At 61.3% G+C, this 25,727-nt stretch carries 23 protein-coding genes; 16 read left to right on the top strand and 7 right to left on the bottom strand.

All coding sequences use genetic code 11. The annotated features are described in order from the left end of the window. Nucleotides 1–12: 12 nt before the first annotated feature. Entirely contained in the window at nucleotides 13–1,740 is a 1,728-nt protein-coding gene (locus QRN46_RS24605) for a C13 family peptidase (protein ID WP_221615914.1), read from the bottom strand. A 110-nt stretch (nucleotides 1,741–1,850) separates the two neighbouring features. Beyond that, a complete protein-coding gene (locus tag QRN46_RS24600; protein ID WP_007909575.1) occupies nucleotides 1,851–2,306 on the bottom strand; it encodes a MaoC family dehydratase in 456 nt (151 codons plus the stop codon). 193 nt (nucleotides 2,307–2,499) lie between these two features. Between QRN46_RS24600 and QRN46_RS24595 the strand changes: the two genes are divergently transcribed. From QRN46_RS24595 to QRN46_RS24585, 3 genes are read left to right on the top strand one after another with little or no spacing between them, the layout of a single operon-like run. Next, the gene (locus tag QRN46_RS24595) at nucleotides 2,500–2,862 is read left to right on the top strand and encodes a CidA/LrgA family protein (RefSeq protein ID WP_085654991.1); all 363 of its coding nucleotides are present in this window, start codon (nucleotides 2,500–2,502) and stop codon (nucleotides 2,860–2,862) included. Further along, nucleotides 2,862–3,578 carry an LrgB family protein gene (locus tag QRN46_RS24590; RefSeq protein WP_007958637.1) on the top strand — a complete coding sequence of 239 codons (717 nt, stop codon included), beginning with the start codon at nucleotides 2,862–2,864 and terminating at the stop codon, nucleotides 3,576–3,578. Before QRN46_RS24595 ends, QRN46_RS24590 begins: the two co-directional genes overlap by 1 nt. A 10-nt stretch (nucleotides 3,579–3,588) precedes the next feature. Further along, on the top strand, nucleotides 3,589–4,179 hold the full coding sequence (locus tag QRN46_RS24585; RefSeq protein ID WP_007958639.1) for an LON peptidase substrate-binding domain-containing protein: 591 nt from the start codon (nucleotides 3,589–3,591) through the stop codon (nucleotides 4,177–4,179). Between the two features lie 11 nt (nucleotides 4,180–4,190). On the opposite strand, the gene QRN46_RS24580 is transcribed toward QRN46_RS24585, so the two are convergent. The 4 genes from QRN46_RS24580 to QRN46_RS24565 all read right to left on the bottom strand — a co-directional run bounded on the left by QRN46_RS24580 (nucleotide 4,191) and on the right by QRN46_RS24565 (nucleotide 11,563). Continuing rightward, entirely contained in the window at nucleotides 4,191–5,657 is a 1,467-nt protein-coding gene (locus tag QRN46_RS24580; RefSeq protein ID WP_238383043.1) for a hypothetical protein, read from the bottom strand. A 244-nt stretch (nucleotides 5,658–5,901) separates the two neighbouring features. Continuing rightward, the gene (locus QRN46_RS24575) at nucleotides 5,902–9,348 is read right to left on the bottom strand and encodes a calcium-binding protein (RefSeq protein ID WP_285357828.1); all 3,447 of its coding nucleotides are present in this window, start codon (nucleotides 9,346–9,348) and stop codon (nucleotides 5,902–5,904) included. A 148-nt stretch (nucleotides 9,349–9,496) separates the two neighbouring features. Further along, nucleotides 9,497–10,813: a bifunctional DedA family/phosphatase PAP2 family protein gene (locus tag QRN46_RS24570; RefSeq protein WP_285357826.1), complete on the bottom strand. Its 1,317-nt coding sequence runs from the start codon at nucleotides 10,811–10,813 to the stop codon at nucleotides 9,497–9,499. Between the two features lie 54 nt (nucleotides 10,814–10,867). After that, entirely contained in the window at nucleotides 10,868–11,563 is a 696-nt protein-coding gene (locus QRN46_RS24565) for a DNA-3-methyladenine glycosylase (RefSeq protein WP_201818744.1), read from the bottom strand. Between the two features lie 177 nt (nucleotides 11,564–11,740). Here QRN46_RS24565 and QRN46_RS24560 point away from each other — a divergent pair, with 177 nt between their 5' ends. From QRN46_RS24560 to QRN46_RS24500, 13 genes are all read left to right on the top strand, one after another. Then, nucleotides 11,741–13,012, top strand: a complete 1,272-nt coding sequence (locus QRN46_RS24560) for a glutamate-5-semialdehyde dehydrogenase (RefSeq protein WP_011336103.1) — start codon at nucleotides 11,741–11,743, stop codon at nucleotides 13,010–13,012. Further along, a complete protein-coding gene (gene nadD, locus QRN46_RS24555; protein ID WP_041475436.1) occupies nucleotides 12,981–13,703 on the top strand; it encodes a nicotinate-nucleotide adenylyltransferase in 723 nt (240 codons plus the stop codon). Before QRN46_RS24560 ends, nadD begins: the two co-directional genes overlap by 32 nt. A gap of 72 nt (nucleotides 13,704–13,775) precedes the next feature. Then, entirely contained in the window at nucleotides 13,776–14,270 is a 495-nt protein-coding gene (gene rsfS, locus QRN46_RS24550) for a ribosome silencing factor (RefSeq protein WP_011336101.1), read from the top strand. Between the two features lie 9 nt (nucleotides 14,271–14,279). After that, nucleotides 14,280–14,747, top strand: a complete 468-nt coding sequence (gene rlmH, locus QRN46_RS24545) for a 23S rRNA (pseudouridine(1915)-N(3))-methyltransferase RlmH (RefSeq protein WP_011336100.1) — start codon at nucleotides 14,280–14,282, stop codon at nucleotides 14,745–14,747. Between the two features lie 9 nt (nucleotides 14,748–14,756). Beyond that, nucleotides 14,757–16,652, top strand: coding sequence for a penicillin-binding protein 2 (gene mrdA, locus QRN46_RS24540; RefSeq protein WP_011336099.1), 1,896 nt, complete (start codon nucleotides 14,757–14,759; stop codon nucleotides 16,650–16,652). A 31-nt stretch (nucleotides 16,653–16,683) separates the two neighbouring features. Beyond that, nucleotides 16,684–17,787 (top strand): rod shape-determining protein RodA, encoded by a 1,104-nt coding sequence (gene rodA / locus QRN46_RS24535; protein WP_050761190.1) that lies wholly within the window; start codon nucleotides 16,684–16,686, stop codon nucleotides 17,785–17,787. Between the two features lie 17 nt (nucleotides 17,788–17,804). Then, on the top strand, nucleotides 17,805–18,815 hold the full coding sequence (gene mltB, locus QRN46_RS24530) for a lytic murein transglycosylase B (protein WP_285357790.1): 1,011 nt from the start codon (nucleotides 17,805–17,807) through the stop codon (nucleotides 18,813–18,815). Continuing rightward, a complete protein-coding gene (locus tag QRN46_RS24525; protein WP_011336096.1) occupies nucleotides 18,815–19,822 on the top strand; it encodes a septal ring lytic transglycosylase RlpA family protein in 1,008 nt (335 codons plus the stop codon). The genes mltB and QRN46_RS24525 overlap by 1 nt, the downstream gene beginning before the upstream one ends. 183 nt (nucleotides 19,823–20,005) lie before the next feature. Beyond that, nucleotides 20,006–21,163, top strand: a complete 1,158-nt coding sequence (locus QRN46_RS24520) for a D-alanyl-D-alanine carboxypeptidase family protein (protein WP_011336095.1) — start codon at nucleotides 20,006–20,008, stop codon at nucleotides 21,161–21,163. A gap of 84 nt (nucleotides 21,164–21,247) precedes the next feature. After that, the gene (locus QRN46_RS24515; protein WP_011336094.1) at nucleotides 21,248–21,523 is read left to right on the top strand and encodes a DUF493 domain-containing protein; all 276 of its coding nucleotides are present in this window, start codon (nucleotides 21,248–21,250) and stop codon (nucleotides 21,521–21,523) included. Continuing rightward, a complete protein-coding gene (gene lipB / locus QRN46_RS24510; protein WP_039771855.1) occupies nucleotides 21,523–22,170 on the top strand; it encodes a lipoyl(octanoyl) transferase LipB in 648 nt (215 codons plus the stop codon). The genes QRN46_RS24515 and lipB overlap by 1 nt, the downstream gene beginning before the upstream one ends. A 25-nt stretch (nucleotides 22,171–22,195) precedes the next feature. After that, nucleotides 22,196–23,194 carry a lipoyl synthase gene (lipA, locus tag QRN46_RS24505; RefSeq protein ID WP_162130488.1) on the top strand — a complete coding sequence of 333 codons (999 nt, stop codon included), beginning with the start codon at nucleotides 22,196–22,198 and terminating at the stop codon, nucleotides 23,192–23,194. A 173-nt stretch (nucleotides 23,195–23,367) separates the two neighbouring features. Beyond that, nucleotides 23,368–24,315 (top strand): S66 peptidase family protein, encoded by a 948-nt coding sequence (locus QRN46_RS24500; protein ID WP_285357786.1) that lies wholly within the window; start codon nucleotides 23,368–23,370, stop codon nucleotides 24,313–24,315. A 50-nt stretch (nucleotides 24,316–24,365) separates the two neighbouring features. On the opposite strand, the gene QRN46_RS24495 is transcribed toward QRN46_RS24500, so the two are convergent. Further along, nucleotides 24,366–25,688, bottom strand: coding sequence for a lytic murein transglycosylase (locus tag QRN46_RS24495; RefSeq protein WP_011336091.1), 1,323 nt, complete (start codon nucleotides 25,686–25,688; stop codon nucleotides 24,366–24,368). Nucleotides 25,689–25,727 lie beyond the last annotated feature (39 nt).

Genomic DNA, 25,727 nt, shown 5'->3' with positions numbered 1-25,727 from the left:
ATACTGTTCAGCTTAGTTGCTCTTTATCGCTCCGTCGTTCAACGCAGCACTTTGCAATGCTTTTCTCGCTTGCTGTTTACGCAGCAGTTGCCAGTGCGCCAGCACGGTTTTCGGCGCCCAGATCTGCGGTTCAGAGGCTTCGAAATTGTCCGCCAGTTCGCGCTCGGCGACGGTGGCCTTGGCCAGTTTGAAGGCTTGCTCCAGGTCGTCGGTCTGGTTCAGCGCCTGGGCAAACAGGGCATCGCCGAAGTAGGTGAAGTTAGCCTCCTCGGAGCAGCCGAACGACACGCGATCGGCGCGCGAGGCGGTCATGATCAGCGTGCGATCGTCCTTCAGCGCCGGAATGAAACCACCGGAATAGCACGAGGAGATGACGATGATCTTGTCGCGGTTCTTCAGCGGCGCGAGCACGGCGGCGAGTTCGTCGGCGGGCAGGTCGGCCAGCTCCATGCGCGGCTGGTCGAGCACCAGTTCGTGCTCGGCGGTGCCGTGGCTGGTCAGGTAAATGAAGACCAGATCTTCCGGGCCACTGCGTTCGGCCAGGGTCAGGGCTGCGCGGCGCAGGTTCTCGCGAGTGGCCATCGGCCGGTCGCCGAGGTGGTCGCGATGGTTGACCAGGCGAATCTGGCCAAACGCGCCAAAGCGGCTGGTGAGCATGTTGGCCACGTAGTCGGATTCACGCAGGAACACGCTCTGCTTGCCGTCGCCGCCGAGGGTCAGGGTGTACAGCTCCACTGCCGGGGTCGAGGCCGGTACATTGGCCAGCGCTTCATCGAGCAGGCGACCCTGGGCCAGCAGACCGAGTTCGAGGGTGTCCGGCAGCAACTTGCCGTCGGCATCGCGTACCCGCTGGCCGTTGATCCAGGTGCCGCTGAGCACGCTGCCGTCGGTGAGCACCAGGGTGCCGCGTCCGGAATAGCTGTCGCTGTCGAATCCGCCGACGTAGAAACTGCCATCGGACAGGTTCAGGCGACCCTGACCGCTGAAGCGCCAGTCGTTGAAGTAGCCGATGTAGTGGCTGCCGTCGGCGCCGATCAGTTCGCCCTTGCCGGTCAGCGCGCCTTCCTTGAACTGCCCGAGCCACACATCGCCGTCGGCGTTTTCGTAGCGGCCTTTGCCGTGCAGTTGATTGTTCTTGAAGCCGCCGACGTAGATGTCGCCGTCGGCACTGTTGAAGGTGCCGTTGCCTTCGAGCTGGCCATTGACGAAGTGGCCGGTGAACTGATTGCCGCTGGCATCGCCGCGCTGGCCTTCGCCGTTGGGTTTGCCGTGGGCGAACTGGCCCTGGTAAGAGCTGCCGTCATCCAGCTCGAGGCGACCGAGACCGGAATACTGGTCGGCCTTGAACTCGCCGCGATAGGTCATCGCGTTTTCTTTGAGGGTGCCTTCGCCTTCGCGCCGGCCCTGCTTGAAACCGCCGGTGTAGCTGCCTGCCGTGGTGGTCAATGTGCCCTGGCCGTCGAACAGCCCTTGCTGGAAGTTGCCGCGATAGACCTCGCCATTGCTGCCATGCCATTCGCCCTGGCCATGCCATTGCCCCTTGTCGAACGCCCCGGCGTACCAGCTGCCATTGGGGTAGTCGACCCGGCCCTGACCTTGCAGCAAGCCATTGACCAGTTCACCGCGATAGCGGCCGCCGTCGGGCAGGCGCGCATCCGGCGGCAACAGCGATTCGCCGTCGCCACACGCGGCCAGCAACAGGGTCAAGGCAAGGGGAGCAAGAGGGGCGAATGAGCGCATAGCGGGATCCGGGCAATTAGGCGACCGAGTATGCCGCAGCTATGTGACCTTATACAGCCGGCAGGGAGGAGCGGATGCGAAACAGCGTGAGCCGTTTCGCATCCAGGCGCTTAAACGAAGCAGAGCGACAGCGGTTCGGCGATGTAGGCCGGTTTGTCCGAGCCCTCGATCTCCAGGGTGGCGGTGGCCTTGAGCAGCCACTGGCCAGGTTTCTTCTCGGTCACTTCACCGAGGTCGACCTTGAGCCGGACCTTGGAATTGACCTTGACCGGCTGGATGAAGCGCACGCTGTCCAGACCGTAGTTGACCACCATCTTCACGCCTTGCGGCAGGATCAGGATGTCTTCCATCAGTTTCGGGATCAGCGACAACGACAGGAAACCGTGTGCAATGGTGCTGCCAAATGGCGTTTGCGCGGCTTTGACCGGGTCGACATGGATGAACTGGTAATCCCCGGTGGCTTCGGCGAACAGGTTGATGCGCTCCTGATCGATGGTGAGCCATTCGGAACGTCCGAGTTCCTTGCCGACATAATCTTTGAGCTCTGCAACTGGAACATAGGGCATTGAGACTCTCCTTGGGTTCATCGGTTTTATAGTTTTTCAGGTGGGGGATTTGACCGCCCTGCGAACCACTGTAGATCATCATGGCGATTTGCTCAGGTCAACCGACCATGCTTTTGGCGAATGCCGATCCATAGCGCAGGCGTGCTTATAATGCCGACGACTTGCGGGTTGGAAAGTAAGACGGAGATGTCGGATGTTGCTACGTGGCCTGACGTGGCTGGTGCTGTTTCAATTGCTCGGCACGGCCCTCAATCATTTGCTGTTGCCGGTGCTGCCGGGGCCGATCATCGGCCTTTTGCTGTTGCTGGTATTCCTGATCGTGCGCGGTGAAGTCGGCGAGCCGTTGAACCTTGCGGCCGGCAGTCTGTTGCGTTACCTGCCGTTGCTGCTGGTGCCGCCAGCGGTGGGTGTGATGGTGTATGCCACGGCGATTGCCGCGGATTTCTGGGCCATCGTCGGTGCGCTGGTGGTCTCGCTGATTCTGTCGATGGCCTTCGCCGGCGTGCTGATGCAACGGCTGGTCAAGCGTCACGCGCCGCCTTCGGAGGAATCCTGATGCTGTTCGACTGGCAAGGTGCCTGGGCTTCGGTGATTCACCACCCACTGTTTGGCATCGGGATCACCCTGGGGGCTTATCAACTGGTGCTGGCGGCGTTCGAGAAAACCCGCTGGATCTTTCTGCAACCGGTGCTGGTCTCGATGCTGTTGGTGATCGGCGTGCTGGTCGGCTGCGGCCTGACCTACGCCGAGTACCGCAAGAGCACCGAGATCCTCAGTATCTTGCTCGGGCCGGCAACCGTGGCGCTGGCCGTGCCGCTGTACCTGAACCTGCGACGCATCCGCCAATTGTTCTGGCCGATTTTTACTACGCTGGTGATAGGCGGCGTGGTCGCCACGGGCATGGGCGTGGCGCTGGGCTGGTGGTTCGGGGCCGATCACATGATCCTGATGACCATGGCGCCCAAGTCGGTCACCTCGCCGATCGCCATGCTGGTGGCCGAGCAGATCGGTGGCGTCGCGGCACTGGCGGCGGTGTTCGTGTTGATCACCGGGGTGATCGGCGCGATCTTCGGCCCGGCGCTGCTGACCCGCCTCGGCGTGCACAGCCCGGAGGCGCGCGGCATGGCGCTGGGCATGACGGCGCATGCGGTCGGCACCTCGGTGGCGCTGCAGGAAAGCGATGAGTGCGGCGCCTTTGCGGCGCTGGCGATGAGTTTGATGGGCGTGGCCACGGCGGTGTTCCTGCCGTTGGCGGTGTCGATGGTGGTGTAAGGAAATGTCTATGAGTCTGCCGCTTTTTCCGCTGAACACGGTGCTGTTTCCCGGATGCAATCTGGATTTGCAGATCTTCGAGGCGCGCTACCTGGACATGATCGGCCGCTGCATGAAACAGGGCGGCGGGTTCGGCGTGGTGTGCATCCTGGAAGGCAGCGAAGTCGGTGTCGCGCCGGAAGGTTTCGCCATGGTCGGCTGCGAAGCGCGCATCACCGATTTCCAGCAGCAGGACAACGGACTGCTGGGCATCCGGGTGCAGGGCGGGCGGCGCTTCATCGTGCAGCGCACTGAAGTGCAACGCGACCAATTGATCGTGGCCGAGGTCGAGTGGCTGGACGAAGAGCCCGAACAACCGTTGCAGGATGAAGACGCCGATCTGGTGGCGTTGCTCAAGGCCCTGGCCGAGCACCCGATGGTCGAGGCGCTGAACATGGGTATCGAGGCTGCCGGGCAGCAGTCATTGGCCAATCAGCTGGCTTATCTGCTGCCGTTTGCCGAGGAAGACAAGATCGACCTGCTGCAACTCGATGATCCGCAGCAGCGGCTGGATGCGATCCAGGCGCTGCTCGATGAGTTGCAGGGCGAGCTGTTTGCCTAGAGCCAAAAACGCTATTCGGGCCAGATGATGTCGTTGGCGAACCACTCCTTGTCCTTGCCCAGTGTCAGTACCGGCTTGCCGGCCTGGGCGACCTTGTCGATCAGGGCATCGTATTCGTATCGGTTGTCGACGCCTTGATGGGTCCGCGCTTCTATTTCATTGCGCTGTCGATAACCTGCCTCATAAGCGATGTCATCGACTTTCGCAGCGCGAGTGAGGGTGGAGTCGAGCAGCCAGAGGCGTTCCGATTCGATGCCCCGTTTCGACGTTGAAATCAGCGCTTCAAGTTCATCCTCCGGGAACCACGCACCCTTGTTCCTGGCGGCGTTGTTGAGCAGATGATTCTCTTCTCTCAGGACGACTTCCATTTTTCGCGTGTCGATGACGTACGCAAATATGATCGTCTGATCGTGCCGGACGGTTTCGTAATTGCGTTCGGAGTCGAGTTCCACATCCGAAGCCTCGGACCAGTCATTGTCGGATTCCCCTGATTCATTGTCGGGGTCACCGGGCTTGCGTCCGGGGTATTTGTTTTTCTGGTTGTTGTAGAGCAGATACTCCGGATCGGGGTAGCCCGTGCCTCTGCCTGCATATCGCTCAACCCGCTTCAGACTGACGGTTGCGCTGATCGGTTTCTCGGTGGTTGCTCCACGAGGATGCTTGAGCCGCGGCAACATCCGGTCATCGTTGTAGAACTCGAAGGGCGTCCGTTCATCGGCCCGGAACAGGGCCGGGATGTCTGTGCGGTACAGGACGTCGCTGCCGTTGCGCAGGTAGCCCAGCCTTGCAAGGAATCCGTCGAGGAATTCGCGACTGACGCTTTCGCTGAAATCGCCATAGTCCCCCAGATGACTGAGCAACAGCCTGCCGTTTCTCAGTGGCAGGAGCAGGGGCTCTATTTCCTGATGCAATGCGTCGTAGCGTGCAGGGTCGTCCGCGTTCAGTGACCGGCTCTTGTGCTGTGCGACCCATTCCGGAAGCGCTGACGGATGGGCAATCAGGTCGTCGCGCAGTCGGACGTGCTGGAGAGGAGACAGGTTGTACGAGCGCAATTCCATGACCCGTTCGCCTTGAGTCATCTGCGGATGCAGCCGTGCGAAATGTGTATCCAGCAATTCGGACGTGGCTGCGTTCAATTGTGCGGGCATCGACGTGATTCGCGGCTGTTTGGCCAGTGTGGCTTCCGCCCTGTGTCCATCTTCGGGAATGGGGCGTTTCAGCGGGCTCGCCGAATCTGCCGCTTGAGCCGGACTCCATGTCGTTTCACCGACATTTCTGTAGAGCGCAGGTCCGGGCGCAAGCTTTTTGTACAGATCCATTGCCCGATAAGTGCCCAGGTGCGGGTCGAACTCCACGTATACGGTACCGTTGTCTTTCACATCGACAAACTTGCGTCCGACGATATGGCGCAAGCCTTCTTCATTGGCTGGTTGCATGTTACGCAGCAGGCCGGGGTTCAACAGATAGTCGCTCAACACGACTGCCGATTCTCGGGGCAGGCCCGGCAAGTCCGAGACCTGGATTCTTGAAAGGCCGGGTATCGCTGCGGATGGCTGTTGATGACCCGGGTTCCGGTTGCCTGATATCACCGACTCGGACAGTGAATGTTGTGACTGTGGGGGCTGATCCGGTGGCCGCAGTCGGGGAGGTAAAGCCGAAGTATCGACGGATGTGTTGATCCTGGAAGGGGTTGATAGTGAGGGGGCTTTGGGCCGCATGGTGTCATTCCTTGACGATGGACAGGTGTTCGATCGATATCACACGGGACGGCTCGCTTTCGAGTCTCCAGATGTCGGTGGCTACGTTGTAAAAAATCCTGCCGGGAGCAGCATCGTGCAAGCGCAGGTTCAGGATCTGCAAGTCACTGCTTTCAAGCTCGTCGCGACGCTGGTGATCCTGTGCGTCCTGAACCAGCGCATCAATTGTCGAGTAGGCCCGGGCATCGGCAGTGCAGAGGCCGATCACCTCGAACAGGGCATTGATCCGGTAACGGTTCCCCGATGAGATCGCCACCTCGACGGTTTCCAGTGGCAGTAGTGGATCATTGCTGTCTGGCAGGTGGACGTGAACGCTGCCGATCCTGATCAGGTCATTCTTGATGCTGAGGTCGCGCAGAGTGATTTTTTCAGGCAGAAGATGGGTATGAATGAGCCACGTGGAGGAGCCGGAAAGTCTGGCCTCGGCGTCGGCGGTGGACAAGCGTATGGAGAGATTGCTGGCAGGAAAAAGTTCATAACTTGCCGATCTTCCTTCCAGCCAGTAGGTCGCGTTGTGTTCGGTGGCCAGAAAATCAACCCGTTGCGGCGTGTTCTTCAAGGAGCGCTTGCTGACAGACGGTCTGACGAACAGGTATCGACCTGCCCGCTCGCGTAATGAGGCACGACTTTCAATGACCCGGTAGCCCGGGTTCCTTGCATCCTCCAGATAGGTGTTCCGAGGATAGTCCAGACGATAGGAAACGCCATCTCGCATCACCAGGGTCAAGGGATGATTCATTGCCCACCCGGCGGCGATGTTGCCGGCGCCCATGTCGCTTTTCCGGTCCCGGCTTCCGATCACGTTTCCATGCAGCGAGAGCCGGGCTCCCCGAGCGAAGGTCAGGGTGAAATGGACATTGTCGTAATCGAGGAATGTGAACGCCTCCGTCTCCGTGATGCTCACGACATAAGTGGCACTGACGCTGACAATTTCCTCGCTGTCGAAATCGATATACACGGTGCTGTGCGAAGGAAGGCCGTCTTTCGGGGTGATCAGGGCTGCGCGACGGATCTGGCGGGAAACGAAATACTGGGAGTGTGCTTGAGCCGAAACTACGTGCGGATGATCGTTGATCTGCACCGGAGACGCCTTGGGTACGCCTGATGTGAGGATTGTGACGCTGACGGGCAGATCGCCGGACTCCGGAATCTCGGTGGGCCAATCCGGCTGCAAGTGAAAACCGTCCTGGGTAATGAACGCCCATTTGTCGTGATGCAGGATGCGTTTGCCATCGATGGTCTGGTAAGCGTTCTCCAGTATCAGTTCGCGCCTGGGCGACCGGAGATCATCGTCTCGAAGTGACTCGATCACCAGCGCGTTCTGCCGGACGAACCAGCGCTGGACGGCTTCAAGCGATACGCCCAGATAGATCTTGCTCGGCTCCAGACCGTCCTCGGTGATGGAGATCCTGTGGCACATCGGGTCGAGATAATAGGTATCACTGCCGCGACCGCCATCGACTGTGGCATTCAGACCACGTACGGATATCTGATCGTCCCCGGCACCGGCATCGACGTGATCGTTGCCATTGGCCGCAATGATGTCCGCCTGATCGGAGCCGGTGACCCGATTGGTTGCGCCGGCAAGTGTTTCGACCTTTTCGATGGACTTGAGCGTCGAATGCAGTACCGGTTCAAGTCCCGGGCTCGCGGGGCGCAACGCCAGCCTTCCACGTTTCAGATCGATGTCATAACCGAGGTGGCGGGGTGGGTCGGGAATATGGTCGAGGTGTTTGTGCGTGCCTTGAAGCCACAACAGATCGATTCCGTCGCCCCCCGACAGCTCGCTGGCCCTGATCGGATCGTAGGAGAGTGCTTCTGACGCTGTCTGAAACACAAAGGAGTCGTTTCTGTCGCCACCGCTCAGGGATTTGCGGCCTGTGGTGTAGCTGAAGAAGTTTGGCTTGTCCTTGGCACCCTGCACCGTGTCATGGCCACCGCCCAGATTCCAGAAAACCCCTTTGGCAGGGTCACTTTTCGTTATGGAGACGACGGAATCCGAATCCGGTAAACCGTCTCGCGTGTCATACGAGTCGTCCGTGTCTTTGATGAGGGGCAGGTTTTCGATGGTGTAGGGTGTTTCGCCCTTGTCTTCGTCCCATTGGTAACGATAGATACGGGTGGGTTGCAGTGTCACCTCGAATCGACCGTTGACAATGACGTCGACGGTTTCCCTGAATTCATTGGCCAGCCAGTGAAGGCTGCGGGTTTTCAGGGCTTTGGCGTAGTCGGCGGTGGTCTTGGCGATCAGGTAGCGATCCATGAGCGCCTTGTCCTGATCCTGTCCGGTGAACGCAAACCAGCCGGCCCGCCAGCGCTCGTTCACCGTCAGCTCGATGTAATCGTCGATGTCGTCGACGGCTCGCACGGCACCATAGATTCTTGCCCCGACAATCATTATCGCGGCGGCGGCAATGCCCAGCGGACCCGCTGCCTGGAACCCTGTCAATGCCGCGCAGCCAAGTGCCAGGGACAATGCGCCGCTGAACACGCTCAGTCCACCCGTCACGTACAGATCCTGAGCTTCCTTGCCCTGAGCCTTGGCGGCATCGTTGAAGGACTTGATCGCGATATAGATATCGAAAGGTAGCGTCAGCACGCTGGCGATCAGCCCGGCCCCGCGGCATAGCCACTTGCCCATGGAAGTCCTGCCGAATTGTTCGAAGGCCATGGATCCCTGGCGGATCATTTGCTCCCCGCTCTTGCTCAGGGCGTACTCCACGCCCAGAGAGGTGATTTCCGCGACGCCTCCACCAACATTGATCAGCGCTTCACCTGTGTCGCCCTTCTTGAGGGCATCGATAGCACCGATGTAAGCGCTGTAGAGTCCATACGCCTGCATGCCGACACCCATGCTGGTCATTCCGCGGCTTTTGGCTTTGTCGACCCAGTCCGGCAGGTGCTCGGGCAGCGGGTCTCGACGAATGTCGAGGCGTTGGGTGGCGTTCAGTAAATGGTTGATCTTGTTCATGGCGTCAGCAAACTCGCCGGTGGGCATCTCGCGCATGAGCGGTGCCGCATCGGGGGAGCGTTGGGTGACGATTTCGTACAGCAGGGGCGGGATCTGCAGGTTTTCGGGCGAGGGTACGGCTCTCATCCGTTGTTCCATTTGAACGGTGTCGAATTCCAGCGAATCGATGAATGCCTGGTCAGGGTCGGCAAAGTAGGTATTGGCCGCCGATAGGGTTTGCCCATCGATTCGGACGCCCAAGGCCTGGAGTGTCTGGCGACTGACACTGAATTCACCGATACGCAACGGGCCGAACAGCTCGTCCAGGTCTGCGAGCCCCGGCTTTTGGCCCGAGGGCGGGGGGCTGTACTGGATGGCTTGATCCAGTCGGGTGGTCAGGTCGGATATTTTGATTGGCGCTGACGGTCGGTCAGCCCGGGGAGGGTGGATCGGTTGATTCATCAAAGTCATTGCTCTTTTCACAAGTCCGTTTGTGGTGCAGCTGCCGGAATGTGGCATGAGGCACGGACTTGTTCATGAGCTTTTGCTTTGCCAAATGTTTGCCGGCGCTCACCGCCCGGGCATGCGCCGGTAGGCGTTGAGCGCGGGCCTAGTAGGCATATCGCAACAAGGTGTGTGGCAAGTGTCGCAATACGAAGAAGCCAAACAGAGCGAGCAGAGCCGGCAATACCAGCCACCAGACTTTCTGTGGCATGGCACCAAGAGGTGCATCGCGTTGGCTGAGCCACAGGCCCGCTGCGCAGACACAGGCAGCGAGCATGGCCCCGGCCAGGACGTCCGTTGGCCAGTGCGCTCCCAGGTATACCCGTGACAGGGCAATTGCCAGCGCCGGTATACAGCCAAGCAACAACCAGGTCAGGCGCAGGCGCGGCGGCTGCCCGCGTCCGGCCAGCACGGCGAGCGCCAGGAACAGCGCGAACGACCCCGAAGCGTGACCACTGGGCATGCTGTAGCTGGTAAGCGGATCAGTCAGTACTTCCGGGCGCACCCGGGCGAAGAACATTTTGGTGCCGGTGTTGGCCAGGGCCGTGACGAGCAGGGTGCCGCCCACGAAGATCGCGTGGCGCCACTGTCGGCACAGCAACAGCAACGCAGTCAGCAGGGCGCTGAACAGCAGCATGTTGCGGAATTCACCGATCAGGGTGAAAACCACCGCGACTTCATCCAGCGCCGGGCGGCGGTGTTCCTGCACCAGGGTCATGACGCCCTGATCGAGGGCGGTCAGATACGGGTAGCCGATGAACAGGCCGATCAGGATCAACAGGCTCATGCTGCTGATCCAGAGCGTCGCCCGGCGATGACGACGCAAGCTGCTGTTGGCACTCAGGCCGACCATCACCGCGATGCTGCCGGCAACGATTCCGGCCTGCAGCCAGAAGCCTTCCGGCAGTGGCAGGCGAATCGCCGCTCCGGTGGCCCAGCCCGGCAGCAGGTACGCGAGGCTCCAGCCGGCGGCGGCCAACAGACTTACGGCCGCAAAGCGCGGGAAGGGCATGTCGCACATCCCGGCGACCATCGGCAACATCGGCCGCAACGGCCCGATGAAGCGTCCGACCAGCAGGCTGGCAATGCCATAGCGCTGGAAATAGGTTTCCGCGCCGGCCATCCATTCCGGATGATGGCGCAACCCCGGCAAGCGCCGGATATTCTGGTGGAAGTGGCGACCGAGGAAATACGAAACCACATCGCCGAGAATCCCGCCGAGGAAACCCAACAACAGGGTTTCGCTCAACGACAGTGCACCGCTGCCGGCCAGCACTGCTACGGCAAACAGCAATACTGTGCCGGGCACGATCAACCCGGCAATCGCCAGGCATTCCACGCAGGCCACGACAAACACAGCAGCGGCCAGCCACTGCGGATTGGCGGCCAGCCACCCGGTCACGCTATCGAGCCATGGGCCCATACAAACCACTCCATTTCATTGATGTCCCTGATCGGCGGGCCGATGGGTGTGCATTCACAGCAGAAAATAATCGCGACCTTCGACCTGGCCCCGGCGCAGCGGGTTCCGCGTACACCACTGGGCATAGGCGGCATCGACGAAGCGATACATCAGGTGTTCGTCACGGCCATGGGGAATGCCCAGGCGCGTGGTCTGAATCACATGAGTTGGCGCAGGGCCGGTGTCTTCCACCAGCAGAATGTCGTGGTCGAAGCGCTTGGCATCCCACACCGGCACTTTCAGTCCCAGCGCCTTGCACAACAGCGTCTGCCCGGCACAGAGTTTCTGCGACGGACGCGGGCGTCCCTGAGCATCGGGGTTGTTCAGCAGCATCTGCGCCAAGCTGGCCGGGCCGCTGATCTCGTCGACCCACGGATAGGCCGATTTGATCAGCACCGCATTGCCCGGGCCTTGGGCGCTGAAGTTCAACGAATCGCCGCCACGGGCGTAGTACATATAGATGTGGCCGCCGTCCAGAAACAAAGCCTTACGCTTTTCTGTGTAGCCGAGGGACGCGTGGCTGCCTTTTTCCTCGCAGTAATAGGCCTCGGTTTCGATGATTCGGGCGCTGAGCCACAAATCGCCGACGCGGTGGCGAATGACTTTGCCGAGCAGATCGCGGGCCAGTGTCTGGGCGTCACGGTCAAAAAAAGCGTCCGCAAGGCCGACAGGCTGGCGCGTGGAGGTGGCGCGAACGGTCAGGTTGGACATGGCAAACAGGGTTTATCCAGGCGGAAGAGGTCGTGATGATAACAATTCAAGGCTTAATCCCGGCTGAACGTCGGCAAATCGTGGTCCATTTCGACCATCCGCCCGTCACCGCTGTTAGTCCCGGGACGCGACAGCTATAATCTGCCGCTTTCCTCTTTGCCAAGACCCCAGCAGACCATGACTGAGTCCGTTCTTGACTACATGACCCGATTGGGTCGCGCCGCCCGCGAAGCCTCCCGCGTCATCGGCCGTGCCAGCACCGCGCAGAAAAACCGCGCCCTGCTGGCTGCCGCCAATGCCCTGGACGCCGCCCGCGCCGAGCTTGCGGCAGCCAATGAACAGGATCTGGCCACCGGTCGCGCCAACGGCCTGGAGCCGGCCCTGCTGGAACGTCTGGAACTGACCCCGGCGCGCATCGACGGCATGATCGTCGGCCTGCGTCAGGTCGCAGCGCTGCCGGATCCGGTCGGCGCTATCCGTGATATGAGCTTCCGTCCGTCGGGCATTCAGGTCGGCAAGATGCGCGTGCCGCTGGGCGTGATCGGGATCATCTACGAATCCCGTCCCAACGTGACCATCGATGCCGCCAGCCTGTGCCTGAAGTCCGGTAACGCGACCATCCTGCGCGGCGGTTCCGAGGCGATTCATTCCAACCGTGCGATCGCTGCCTGCATCCAGCGCGGTCTGGCCGCAGCCGAACTGCCGGCTGCCGTTGTGCAAGTGGTGGAAACCACCGACCGCGCCGCCGTTGGCGCGCTGATCACCATGCCCGAGTACGTCGATGTGATCGTCCCGCGCGGTGGGCGTGGCCTGATCGAGCGCATCAGTCGTGACGCCCGGGTGCCGGTGATCAAGCACCTGGACGGCATCTGCCACGTCTATGTCAGCGAACACGCCGACCTGCCGAAAGCCCAGCGCATTGCCTTCAATGCCAAGACCTATCGCTATGGCATCTGCGGTGCGATGGAGACCTTGCTGGTCGATCAACGTGTGGCGAAGGATTTCCTGCCGTCGATGGCCAAACAGTTCCGCGAAAAGGGCGTCGAGCTGCGGGGGTGTGAACGCACCCGGGCGATCATCGAGGCCGTAGCCGCGACCGAAGAAGACTGGAGCACCGAGTACCTGGCGCCGATTCTGTCGATCCGCGTGGTGGATGGCCTGGATCAGGCCATCGAGCACATCAACCATTTCGGCTCCCATCACACCGACTCGATCGTCAGCGAAAACCTCGCCGACACCCGCCAGTTCGTGGCTCAGGTCGACTCGGCGTCGGTGATGATCAACACCCCGACCTGCTTCGCCGACGGATTCGAATACGGATTGGGTGCCGAGATCGGCATTTCTACTGATAAGCTGCACGCCCGTGGCCCGGTGGGCCTCGAAGGGCTGACCTGCGAGAAGTACATCGTGGTCGGTGATGGTCAGTTGCGCGGCCAGGCGACGGTCTGACTTGTCCGACCTCGACCTGAAAACGCCGAAAACCGGCAAGAAACCTCGTCCCCGGCGCATTGGCGTACTGGGCGGGACGTTCGATCCGGTGCATGTCGGCCATCTACGTGGTGCGCTTGAAGTTGCCGAAGCGCTTGGGCTCGATGAGCTGCGCATGATGCCCAGCGCCCGGCCGCCGCACCGCGATACGCCGCAAGTGTCGGCGCAGGATCGGCTGGCAATGGTTGAATGTGCGGTGGCCGGTGTGCCGCCGCTGGTGGTGGACGCCCGCGAATTGCAGCGGGACAAACCGTCCTGGACCATCGATACCCTGGAGTCGCTGCGTGCCGAAATGGCCGCCGAGACCCAGGTTTTTCTGCTTCTGGGCTGGGACGCGTTTTGCGGCCTGCCCACTTGGCACCGCTGGGAAGAGTTGCTCCAGCATTGCCACATCCTGGTGCTACAGCGCCCGGACGCCGACAGCGAACCGCCGGATGCCTTGCGCAACCTGCTGGCAGCGCGTTCGGTGAGCGACCCGCTGGCCCTGAAGGGGCCGAGCGGACAGATTGCATTCGTCTGGCAGACACCGCTCGCGGTTTCCGCCACCCAGATCCGTCAACTGCTGGCCAGCGGTAAGTCGGTACGTTTCCTGGTGCCCGACGCGGTCCTGGCCTACATCGATGCGCACGGTCTGTACCGTGCGTCGAACTGAACAAGGCGTGCTTCACTGATACGAATCCACGTGTCGCCAAGCCGCCGAATATATGAGCAAAACGAGTTTTATATGACTGACAAAGACCAAACCAAAGTAAAGCGCAAAGGCACATTCAAGAGCGCCCCGCTGCCAGAGCCGGTCAACGCCAACGAACCGCTGAAGGGCGACGAACTGGTCAAGGTGGCCGTTGCAGCCCTGGAAGACGTCAAGGCCCAGGACATCCAGATCATTGATGTGCGCGACAAGCAGAGCATCACCGACTACATGATCATCGCCACCGGTACTTCCAACCGCCAGATCAACGCGATGCTGGACAAGGTTCGCGAAGAGGTCAAAAAGAACGGCGCCAAGCCGTTGGGCGAAGAAGGCAAGGGCGACAGCGACTGGGTGCTGCTGGATCTGGACCTGGTGATCGTGCACATGATGACTGCCTCTGCACGTCAGTTCTACGACCTGGAACGCCTGTGGGCCGGTGCCGAGCAGAGCCGTGCGGCGGATGCCAAGCACCACAGCCCGGAAAACACCCACGAGCATTTCACCAAGCTCAACAAAGACCAGCTGTAAGGGATTGCTGTGCGACTGCGACTGATCGCCGTCGGTTCACGCATGCCCAAGTGGGTGGAAGAAGGCTGGCATGAATATGCCAAGCGTCTTCCGTCCGAGCTGGCGATGGAACTGGTGGAAATTCCGCTCAATACCCGTGGCAAGAACGCCGACGTGGCCCGCTTCATCCGTCAGGAAGGCGAAGCCATGCTGGCCAAGGTCGGGCAGAACGAGCGGATCGTCACCCTCGAAGTTCATGGCAAGCCGTGGAGCACCGAGCAACTGGCAGTCGAACTCGATCGCTGGCGCCTGGACTCGCGCACGGTCAACTTCATGGTCGGTGGCCCGGAAGGGTTGGCGCCGGAAGTCTGTGCCCGCGCGGATCAGCGCTGGTCGTTGTCGCCGCTGACGCTGCCGCACCCGCTGGTGCGCATCCTCATCGGCGAGCAGTTGTATCGTGCCTGGACCGTGCTGTCCGGCCACCCTTACCACAAGTAACCCGCCCTCATGTCTCAGCCGATCCGCATCAAGGACCACGAAAAAGACGCCCGTCTGGTGCGTGGTCGCGTCGTGTTCGGCGCAATTGCGGTGGTGGCACTGATCTGCGTGCTGATTGCGCGGCTGTATTACCTGCAGGTGATTCAGTACGAATATCACTCGACTCTGTCGGAAAACAATCGGGTGCATGTCCAGCCGATCCCGCCGACCCGTGGCCTGATTTTCGATCGCAACGGCGTGGTGGTGGCGGACAACCGTCCGAGCTTCAGCCTGAGCATGACCCGCGAGCGCTCCGGCGACTGGCAGCAGGTGCTCGACGTGATCGTCGAGGTGCTGGAGCTGACGCCGGAAGACCGGGTGATCTTCGAGAAACGCATGCGCCAGGGCCGCCGGCCGTTCGAGCCGGTGCCGATCCTGTTCGAGCTGACCGAAGAGCAGATCGCCCGGATCGCGGTGAACCAGTTCCGTCTGCCGGGCGTCGAGGTGGTCGCGCAACTGGTGCGTCATTACCCGCAGGGCGCGCATTTCGCGCACTCGGTGGGTTACATGGGGCGGATCAACGAGAAAGAGCTGAAGACCCTCGATCCGGTCAATTACAGCGGTACCCACCACATCGGCAAGACCGGCATCGAGCGCTTCTATGAAGCCGAGCTGCACGGTCAGGTGGGTTACGAAGAGGTCGAGACCAACGCCCGTGGCCGCGTCCTGCGCGTGCTCAAGCGTACCGATCCGGTGCCAGGCAAGGACATTGTCCTGAGCCTCGACATCAAGTTGCAGGAAGCTGCCGAGGCTGCGCTGGGCGGTCGGCGTGGCGCGGTGGTGGCGCTCGATCCGAAAACCGGCGAAGTGCTGGCGATGGTCAGCCAGCCGAGCTTCGACCCGAACCTGTTCGTCACCGGCATCAGCTTCAAGGCCTACGCCGAGCTGCGCGATTCGATCGACCGGCCGCTGTTCAACCGCGTGCTGCGCGGTCTGTACCCGCCGGGTTCGACGATCAAGCCGGCGGTGGCGATTGCCGGTCTCGATGCGGGCGTGGTGACGGCGTCGAGCCGGGTGTTCGACCCCGGTTACTACATGCTGCCCAACTACGATCACAAGTACCGCAACTGGAACCGCACCGGGGACGGCTTCGTCGACCTCGACACGGCGATCATGCGGTCCAACGACACCTACTTCTATGACCTGGCGCACAAACTGGGCATCGACCGGTTGTCGGCCTACATGAACAAGTTCGGCATCGGCCAGAAGGTCTCGCTGGACATGTTCGAAGAATCCCCCGGCCTGATGCCGTCCCGCGAGTGGAAACGCGCGACCCGGCGTCAGGCGTGGTTCCCCGGCGAAACCCTGATTCTCGGGATCGGCCAGGGCTACATGCAATCGACCCCGCTGCAACTGGCCCAGGCCACGGCGCTGGTGGCCAACAAGGGCGTGTGGAACCGCCCGCACCTGGCCAAGACCATCGAAGGCGAGAAACCGAAGGATGAAAACCCGATGCCGGACATCATCCTGCGCGACCCGTCCGACTGGAACAAGGTCAACCACGGCATGCAGCAGGTGATGCACGGTGCCCGCGGCACCGCGCGCAAGGCTTCGATCGGCGCGCAATACCGGATCGCCGGCAAGTCAGGTACGGCGCAGGTTGTGGCGATCAAACAGGGCGAGAAGTACGATCGTTCCAAGGTTCAGGAGCGCCACCGCGACCACGCCCTGTTTGTCGGTTTCGCGCCGGCGGATGACCCGAAGATCGTGGTGTCGGTGATGGTCGAGAACGGTGAGTCCGGTTCCGGCGTCGCGGCACCGGTGGTGCGGCAGGTCATGGATGCCTGGCTGCTGGATCAGGACGGACGGTTGAAGGCCGAATACGCCAGCCCTATCAGTGCGGAGGCTACGGCCCGTGATGAATAATTTCGATCGCATGCTCTCCAGCGAGGATGTGATGCGTCGCCGGGCGACGCTGTTGCAACGTCTGCATATCGACGGCCCGTTGCTGGTGCTGTTGTTGATTCTCGCGGCCGGCAGCCTGTTCGTGCTGTATTCGGCCAGCGGCAAGAGCTGGGACTTGCTGGCCAAACAGGCCACATCGTTTGGCATCGGTCTGGTGTCGATGATCGTCATCGCCCAGTTCGAACCAAGGTTCATGGCGCGCTGGGTGCCGCTTGGCTACGTGATCGGCGTGGTGTTGCTGATGGTGGTGGACATCATGGGCCACAACGCAATGGGTGCGACCCGCTGGATCAACATCCCCGGGGTGATTCGCTTCCAGCCCTCGGAATTCATGAAGATCCTGATGCCGGCGACCATCGCCTGGTACCTGTCCAAACGTACGCTGCCGCCGCAACTCAAGCACGTCGGTATCAGTCTGCTGCTGATCGGTGTGCCGTTCGCCCTGATCGTGCGTCAGCCGGATCTCGGCACTTCGCTGCTGATTCTGGCCGGCGGCGCCTTCGTGCTGTTCATGGGTGGATTGCGCTGGCGCTGGATTCTCAGCGTGCTGGCGGCGGCGATTCCGGTGTCGGTTGCGATGTGGTTCTTCATCATGCACGACTACCAGAAACAGCGGATCCTGACGTTCCTCGACCCGGAAAGTGATCCGTTGGGCACCGGCTGGAACATCATCCAGTCGAAAGCCGCCATCGGTTCCGGCGGCGTGTTCGGCAAGGGCTGGCTGCTGGGCACTCAGTCGCACCTGGACTTCCTGCCGGAAAGCCACACCGACTTCATCATTGCCGTACTCGGCGAAGAGTTCGGCCTGGTGGGCATTTGCGCATTGCTGTTGATCTATCTGTTGCTGATCGGTCGTGGCCTGGTGATTACCGCCCAGGCGCAAACGCTGTTCGGCAAACTGTTGGCTGGCGCACTGACCATGACGTTTTTTGTTTATGTTTTCGTCAACATCGGTATGGTCAGTGGCCTGTTGCCGGTGGTGGGGGTGCCGTTGCCGTTCATTAGCTACGGCGGAACTTCGCTGGTGACGCTGCTGTCAGCGTTTGGGGTTTTGATGTCGATCCATACCCATCGCAAGTGGATCGCACAGGTTTGAATAAGGTGAAGAGTTCAATGCAAGTAATGCGTGACTGGGCGACACGATACGCACCGTGGCTCGGCCTGGTAGGCATCCTTGGCAGCGTGCAGGAAGCGTTGGCCGGCGATTACGAAGGTTCACCCCAGGTGGCCGAATTCGTCGGTGAAATGACCCGCGACTACGGTTTCGCCGGCGAACAGCTGATGGCCGTGTTCCGCGAGGCCCAGCGCAAACAGGCGATTCTCGACGCCATTTCCAAACCCGCCGAACGGGTCAAGCTGTGGAAAGAATACCGGCCGATGTTCATCACCGACGCGCGCATCGCCCGCGGTGTGGATTTCTGGCGTCAGCACGAGGCCACACTGGCCCGCGCCGAGCAGGAATACGGCGTTCCGGCCCAGGTGATCGTGTCGATCATCGGCGTTGAGACCTTTTTCGGACGTAATACCGGTAATTACCGGGTGATCGATGCCTTGTCCACGCTGGGTTTCGACTATCCTCCTCGTGCCGAATTTTTCCGCAAGGAGCTGCGTGAGTTCCTGCTGCTGGCGCGCGAGGAGCAGGTCGACCCGCTGACCCTCAAGGGTTCCTACGCCGGGGCAATGGGTTTGCCACAGTTCATGCCGAGCAGTTTCCGCGCCTACGCGGTGGATTTCGACGGTGATGGCCACATCAACATCTGGAACAACCCGGATGATGCGATCGGCAGCGTTGCCAGCTATTTCAAACGTCACGGCTGGGTCGCCGGCGAGCCGGTGGTCAGTCGCGCGGATGTATGCGGTGAGCAGGTGGATGAAGGCCTGACCACCGGCATCGAGCCGACGAAAACCGTCGGGGAGTTGCGAGCGCTGGGCTGGTCGAGTCATGATGCGCTGCGCGATGACATGCCGGTCACCGCATTCCGCCTCGAAGGCGACAATGGCCCGGAATACTGGATGGGCCTGAAGAATTTCTACGCGATCACGCGTTATAACCGCAGCGTGATGTACGCCATGGCCGTACATCAACTGTCTGAACAGCTGGTACAAGCACGGGGCGTCAAGTAATGCGGGCATTGCCTATCAATAAACCCCTGAAGCTGGTGGCTTTCGCTGCGTTGGCGGTGCTGGTCGCCAGTTGTTCGACCAGCCGTTCGCCGAGCCAGAAGCCGACCACCGCCGTGCGTTCGCAGCCGGGCCTGGACATCAACCGGGCCCACAAGGACGGCGCGCCGTGGTGGGACGTCGATGTATCGCGCATCCCGGACGCCACGCCGACCCTGCACACCGGCCCGTACAAGGCCAACCCGTACACCGTGCTGGGCAAGACCTATTTCCCGTTGCAGGAATCCAAGACGTACGTGGCCTCTGGCACCGCGTCCTGGTACGGCACCAAGTTCCACGGTCAGAACACCGCCAACGGCGAGGTCTACGACCTGTACGGCATGAGTGCCGCCCACAAGACATTACCGCTGCCGAGTTACGTTCGGGTGACCAACCTGGACAACAACAAGAGCGTGATCCTGAGGGTCAATGACCGCGGACCGTTCTACTCGGACCGGATCATTGACCTGTCCTACGCCGCCGCCAAGAAACTCGGTTATGCCGAAATCGGCACCGCGCGGGTCAAGGTCGAAGGCATCGACCCGCAGCAATGGTGGGCCGCCAAGGGCCGTCCGGCACCATTGATGCTCAACGAGCCGCAAGTCGCGCAGAATAGCGCCCCGGTGATCACGGCCTCGGCCGGCACCGTCGAGCAATGGACCCCGCCGCCGCAGCAGCACGCCGCGGCCGTCGTGCCGGTTCAGCTCGATGCAAAAAAAAACGCTTCTGCACCAGCGTCTGGCCAGTATCTGCAGGTGGGCGCGTTCGCCAACCCGGACGCTGCAGAACTCCTGAGGTCGAAGCTCAGCGGGATGGTGAGCGCTCCGGTGTTCATCAGCTCGATCGTGCGCAATCAGCAGACCCTGCACCGGGTTCGCCTGGGACCGATCGGTTCGCCGGGTGAAATTGCCCAGGTACAGAACAGCGTGCGCCTGGCCAACCTGGGTTCGCCAAGTGTGGTCACCGAGTAAACGTAGGACTTGATTGACGGTTCACCAGCGATTGGGGGGTGAACCAGGTTGTTGGCTCGTCGAAGAACAAAAGCCCGGCAAGGGTGACTGGAGTGAGCAACTGAACACGCGATGGCCCGTTAGAAAGCCATCTGATTAATTTTGTCCGCAAGGGCAGTTTCCATTAGCGATTTCGAGAGACGGATGAACATCACCACCTTTGCCAAACGCCTGTGTCTGCTAGTCCCGCTGCTCCTCTCGCCAGCCGCCTTCGCGGCCGAGATGATGCCGTCGCCACCACAACTGGCCGCCAAATCCTACGTGCTCATGGATGCCAACAGCGGCAACGTGCTGGTGGAGAACAACGGTGACCAGCGTCTGCCGCCGGCCAGCCTGACCAAACTGATGACCGCGTACATCGCCACGCTGGAAATCCGTCGCGGCCAGATCGGTGAAAACGACCCGGTGACCGTCAGCGAGAACGCCTGGCGCACCGGCGGTTCGCGGATGTTCATCAAGGTCGGCTCGCAGGTCACTGTCAGCGACCTGCTGCACGGCATCATCATCCAGTCCGGCAACGACGCCAGCGTCGCGGTGGCTGAACACATCGCCGGCAGCGAAGACGCCTTCGCCGACCTGATGAACAAGACCGTCGCCGATCTGGGCATGACCAATACCCACTTCATGAACCCGACCGGTCTGCCGAACCCCGAGCACTACTCGTCGGCTCACGACATGGCGATTCTGGCGCGCGCGATCATCCACGAAGACCCGGCTCACTATGCGATCTACTCGCAGAAAGAGTTCTTCTGGAACGGCATCAAACAGCCTAACCGCAACCTGCTGCTGTGGCGCGACAAGACCGTCGACGGTCTGAAAACCGGCCACACCGACGAAGCCGGCTACTGCATGGTGTCCTCGGCCGTACGTGACGGCATGCGCCTGATTGCCGTGGTGTTCGGTACCAACAGCGAAGTGGCCCGCGCCGCCGAGACCCAGAAGTTGCTGACCTACGGTTTCCGCTTCTTCGAAACCCAGACCTTTTACCAGAAGGGCACCGAACTGGCTCAGGCTCCGGTGTGGAAAGGCACTACCAGTCAAGTCAAGGCCGGCCTGGCACAAGACCTGACCATGACCCTGCCGAAAGGCCAGCTGAAGAAGCTCGCCGCCAGCATGACCATGAACCCGCAACTGACCGCGCCAATCGCCAAGGGCGACGTGATCGGTAAAGTCGAAGTGAAACTGGACGACAAGGTGGTGCACAGCGCCGACCTGATCGCCCTGGACGCTGTCGAGGAGGGTGGTATCTTCCGCCGCATGTGGGATAGCATCCGTCTATTCTTCTACGGCTTGTTCAACTGATTCGAGTTGACCTGCATGGCCCCGTTCCGATCCGGAGCGGGGCCTTGTTCGTTACCGGGCTTACGCTTACGAGGCCGTTACGCCATGACCGATACCGAAGTAAAGGCGCCAAAGATCGAATTTCCCCAGGTTGATTATCCGGTTAAGGTGATCAGCGATACGGGCGTCGGCAACAAAGACAAGATCATCGACATCGTCAAGAAACACGCCAGGATCAACGATGAGCGTGTCGACGAGCGTCAAAGCAGCAACGGCAAGTACACCACCATCCAGTTGCACATCGTCGCGACCGATCAGGATCAGCTGTACAACATCAACAGCGAACTGCGGGCTACCGGTTTCGTGCACATGGTGCTGTGATGCCGGGCACGCTGGGCTTTCGCGAGCTTGGCCAGATGGCTTACGAGCCGGTCTGGCAGGCCATGCAACGTTTTACCAACGAGCGTGGCACCACGGCCCCGGACGAAATCTGGCTGGTCGAACATCCGCCGGTGTTTACCCAGGGCCAGGCCGGCAAGGCCGAGCACCTGTTGCTGCCGGGAGACATTCCGGTGGTGCAGGTCGACCGCGGCGGTCAGGTGACCTACCATGGCCCAGGCCAGTTGGTAGCCTATCTGCTGCTGGATGTGCGCCGACTCGGTTTCGGCGTGCGCGATCTGGTCAGCCGCATGGAGCGCTGCCTGATCGAACTGCTGGCCAGCTACGGCGTGACCGCCGTGGCCAAGCCGGATGCTCCCGGCGTCTACGTCGACGGAGCGAAGATCGCTTCTCTGGGTTTGCGGATTCGCCACGGTTGTTCCTTTCATGGCCTGGCCCTGAACGTGGACATGAACCTGGAACCGTTTCGACGGATTAATCCCTGCGGCTATGCCGGGCTGGCGATGACCCAGCTGAGCGAGCACGCAGGATCGATTGAATTTGCCGAGGTAAGTGCCCGGCTGCGCGCGCAGCTCGTCAAACACCTCGACTATGCTGAGCAGACGACCCTGACGGGCGGAATCGACTGATATGACTACTGATGCAGTGCAAACCATGATCCCGACGCTCGACGTGACCGAGCGCCCGGCCCCGCGTCCCAAGGTTGAAGCCGGCGTCAAGCTGCGCGGCGCCGAGAAGGTTGCACGCATCCCGGTGAAGATCATTCCGACCACCGAACTGCCGAAGAAACCCGACTGGATCCGCGTGCGCATCCCGGTTTCGCCGGAAGTCGACCGCATCAAGAGCCTGCTGCGCAAACACAAGCTGCACAGCGTCTGCGAAGAGGCGTCCTGCCCGAACCTTGGCGAGTGCTTCTCCGGCGGCACCGCGACCTTCATGATCATGGGTGACATCTGCACCCGTCGTTGCCCGTTCTGCGACGTTGGCCATGGTCGTCCGAAACCACTGGACGTCAATGAGCCGGAAAGCCTGGCCATCGCCATCGCCGACCTGAAACTCAAGTACGTGGTGATCACCTCGGTTGACCGCGACGACCTGCGTGACGGCGGTGCCCAGCACTTTGCCGACTGCATCCGCGAAATCCGCAAACTGTCGCCGAACGTGCAGCTCGAGACCCTGGTCCCGGACTATCGTGGCCGCATGGACATCGCCCTGGAAATCACCGCGGCCGAGCCGCCGGACGTGTTCAACCACAACCTGGAAACCGTACCGCGCCTGTACAAGGCTGCGCGTCCGGGTTCGGACTACCAGTGGTCGCTGACTCTGTTGCAACGCTTCAAGCAGATGATGCCGCACATCCCGACCAAATCCGGCCTGATGCTGGGTCTGGGCGAGACCGACGACGAAGTCATCGAAGTCATGAAGCGCATGCGCGAACACGATATCGACATGCTGACCCTGGGCCAGTACCTGCAACCGTCCCGCAGCCACTTGCCGGTGCAGCGTTTCGTGCACCCGGACACCTTCGCCTGGTTCGCCGAGGAAGGTTACAAGATGGGCTTCAAGAACGTCGCGTCCGGCCCGTTGGTGCGTTCTTCGTACCACGCCGACGAGCAGGCGAAACTGGTCAAGGCCGAGCTGCTCGGTTCCTGATTCGGCGCTGAATGTAAAATGCCCGCCGTGGTTTATCGCCCGGCGGGCATTTTTTTGCCCGGCCTACACGCGTTACTGACTTTTCCTGCAATCTGCGGCGCGGCCGAGCCTCTTCTGTTTGTCGCCGTTCCTGACTACTGTGTGAGCATGACTTTACACAGGGAGATCCATGGATGACCGTTCGACCAACCCACACCCTTTTTCCGCACAAGCCTGTGCCCGCGCTGCCGTCGGAAGGGCTGATAGGCGTCATTGCGCCTGCCGGCCCCGGCACGCTGGACACTGAAAAGGCCGTTCAGTGGATGCGCGCCCGGGGCTACGGTTTGCGGGTGTTCCCTGGCGTCTACGAGAAGGATGGCTATCTGGCCGGCAGCGACGAGGTGCGGCTCAACGATCTGCACGCGGCGTTCGCTGACGAGGAGGTGGATGCGATCATTTGCCTGCGCGGTGGTTACGGCACGCCAAGGTTGCTGGACCGGATCGACTACGACCTGCTGAGCCGTCATGCCAAGCCTTTCGTCGGTTACAGCGACATCACCGCACTGCATCTGGCCATCAGTCGTTATGCCGGTTTCGTGACCTTTCACGGGCCGCTGCTGAATGCCGATCTGCTGGGGGACAAGGAACCGCCGACGGCGACGTCATTCTTCGCCATGCTGCGGGGTCAGTTGAAGGCCGGCAGTGTGCTGAGTCATCCGGCGGCTTATCCATTGACCACCGTGGAACCCGGCATTGCCCACGGGCGTTTGCAGGGAGGCAATCTGGCGATGATCGCCGCGACCCTGGGCACGCCCTACGAAATCGACGTCGAAGGGGTGATTCTGCTCATCGAGGACATCAACGAGCCGCTGTACCGGATCGACCGCTTGCTGACCCAGATGCGTCTGGCGGGCAAGCTGGCCAGATTGCGCGGCGTGCTGGTTGGGGATGTGGCGGGCGTGGATGTCGAGGCCATGAACCGCTTGCTCAAGCAGACTTTTGACCCACTGCGGATTCCGGTGCTGTCCGGCTGGCGCAGCGGGCACTGCGATCCGAACCTGACGCTGCCGCTGGGGGCGCTGGTTCGACTGGATGCAGGGAAGAAAGAATTGATGCTGGAACAGGATGTAGTGATTCGCTGATCGAGCCACAAAAAAAGACCGCCGCCTGAAGAGGCGGCGGTCTTTTGTCTTTACTGGTTACGCAGGCTTTCCAGCAGTTTGTGCGTCGGATAACCGTCCGCCGGCCAGCCGAATGACTGCTGCGCACTGCGGATCGCCTTGCGCGTATTGGCGCCGATGATCCCGTCTGCAGCACCGGCGTCGTAGTTGCGCGCAGTGAGCAGGTTTTGCAGTTCGATCCGCTCGGTGCGGCTCAACGGCAGGTCATCCTTTGGCCAGGTGCCATTGATCAGGCCGGCGCCGTTGAAGCGCTCGGATAACAGGCTGACGGCCAGTGCGTAGGACGACGAGTTGTTGTACTTGAGGATCGCCCGGAAGTTGTCGAGGATCAGGAACGCCGGTCCGCGATAGCCGGCCGGCAGCAGCAGGGCAGCGGACAGTTGCTCGGAACCGGCTGGAACCTGGCCTCCGTTCGGCAGGATCACGCCCAGTTGCCGCCATTCAGCAACGCTTTTACGAATCGCGCCGTCGGCCAGGGTGTAGTTGAAACCGCTTGGTAGCTGGACTTCGAAGCCCCACGGCTGGCCACGCTGCCAGCCGGAGCTTTGCAGGTAATGCGCGGTGGATGCCAGAGCGTCAGCCGGGCTGCCCCAGATGTCGCGGCGACCGTCACCGTCGAAGTCCACGGCGTGGGTGTTGTAGGTGGTCGGGATGAACTGGGTCTGGCCCATGGCGCCAGCCCAGGAACCGAGCATTTTTTCCGGCGTGATGTCGCCCTGTTGCAGGATCTGCAACGCCGCAATCAACTGCGCATGGGCAAAGCCCGGGCGGCGGCCTTCATAGGCCAGAGTGGCCAGCGAATTGATCACCGACTTGCTGCCCTGGAACTGGCCGAAGTTGCTTTCCATCCCCCACACCGACACCAGCGCCTGGCGATCGACACCATAGCGCTGCTCGATGCTTTGCAGGATATCGGCGTACTGGCTGATCAGGGCCTGGCCTTTGCGCACGCGCAAGGGCGAAAGGGCACCGTCCAGGTATTCCCAGACGGGCCGGGCGAATTCCGGCTGGCTGCGGTCGGCGCGAATCACGCTGGCATCGAAGCTGACATTGGCAAATGCGCGGTCAAACAGGTCGGCACGGATGCCGGCGGCCAGAGCTTCCTTGCGGAAACCGGCCTGCCATTCGGCAAAGGTCTGGGTCGGTTGCAGGTCGAGGTTGTCACCGGACGGCACTACCGGCGGGAGGATCGCTGGGGCTGTGGCAACGGGGGCGGTCTGAAGCGGTTGAGCGTCGGCGGCGGTGGGTTTTTCCGCGCAGGCGACGAGCAGTACGAAGCTGGAGGCAGCGATCAGTTGGCGGAAGGGCCAACGACGGGAAAGACTGAGGGGCATGCACAGGTCCAGGGAATACGAATCAGGTGCAGACCTTAA

The sequence above is a fragment of the Pseudomonas sp. lyk4-R2A-10 genome (assembly GCF_030209075.1).
Taxonomy (GTDB): domain Bacteria; phylum Pseudomonadota; class Gammaproteobacteria; order Pseudomonadales; family Pseudomonadaceae; genus Aquipseudomonas; species Aquipseudomonas glycinae.
This window is presented reverse-complemented; position numbering and strand designations above follow the sequence as displayed.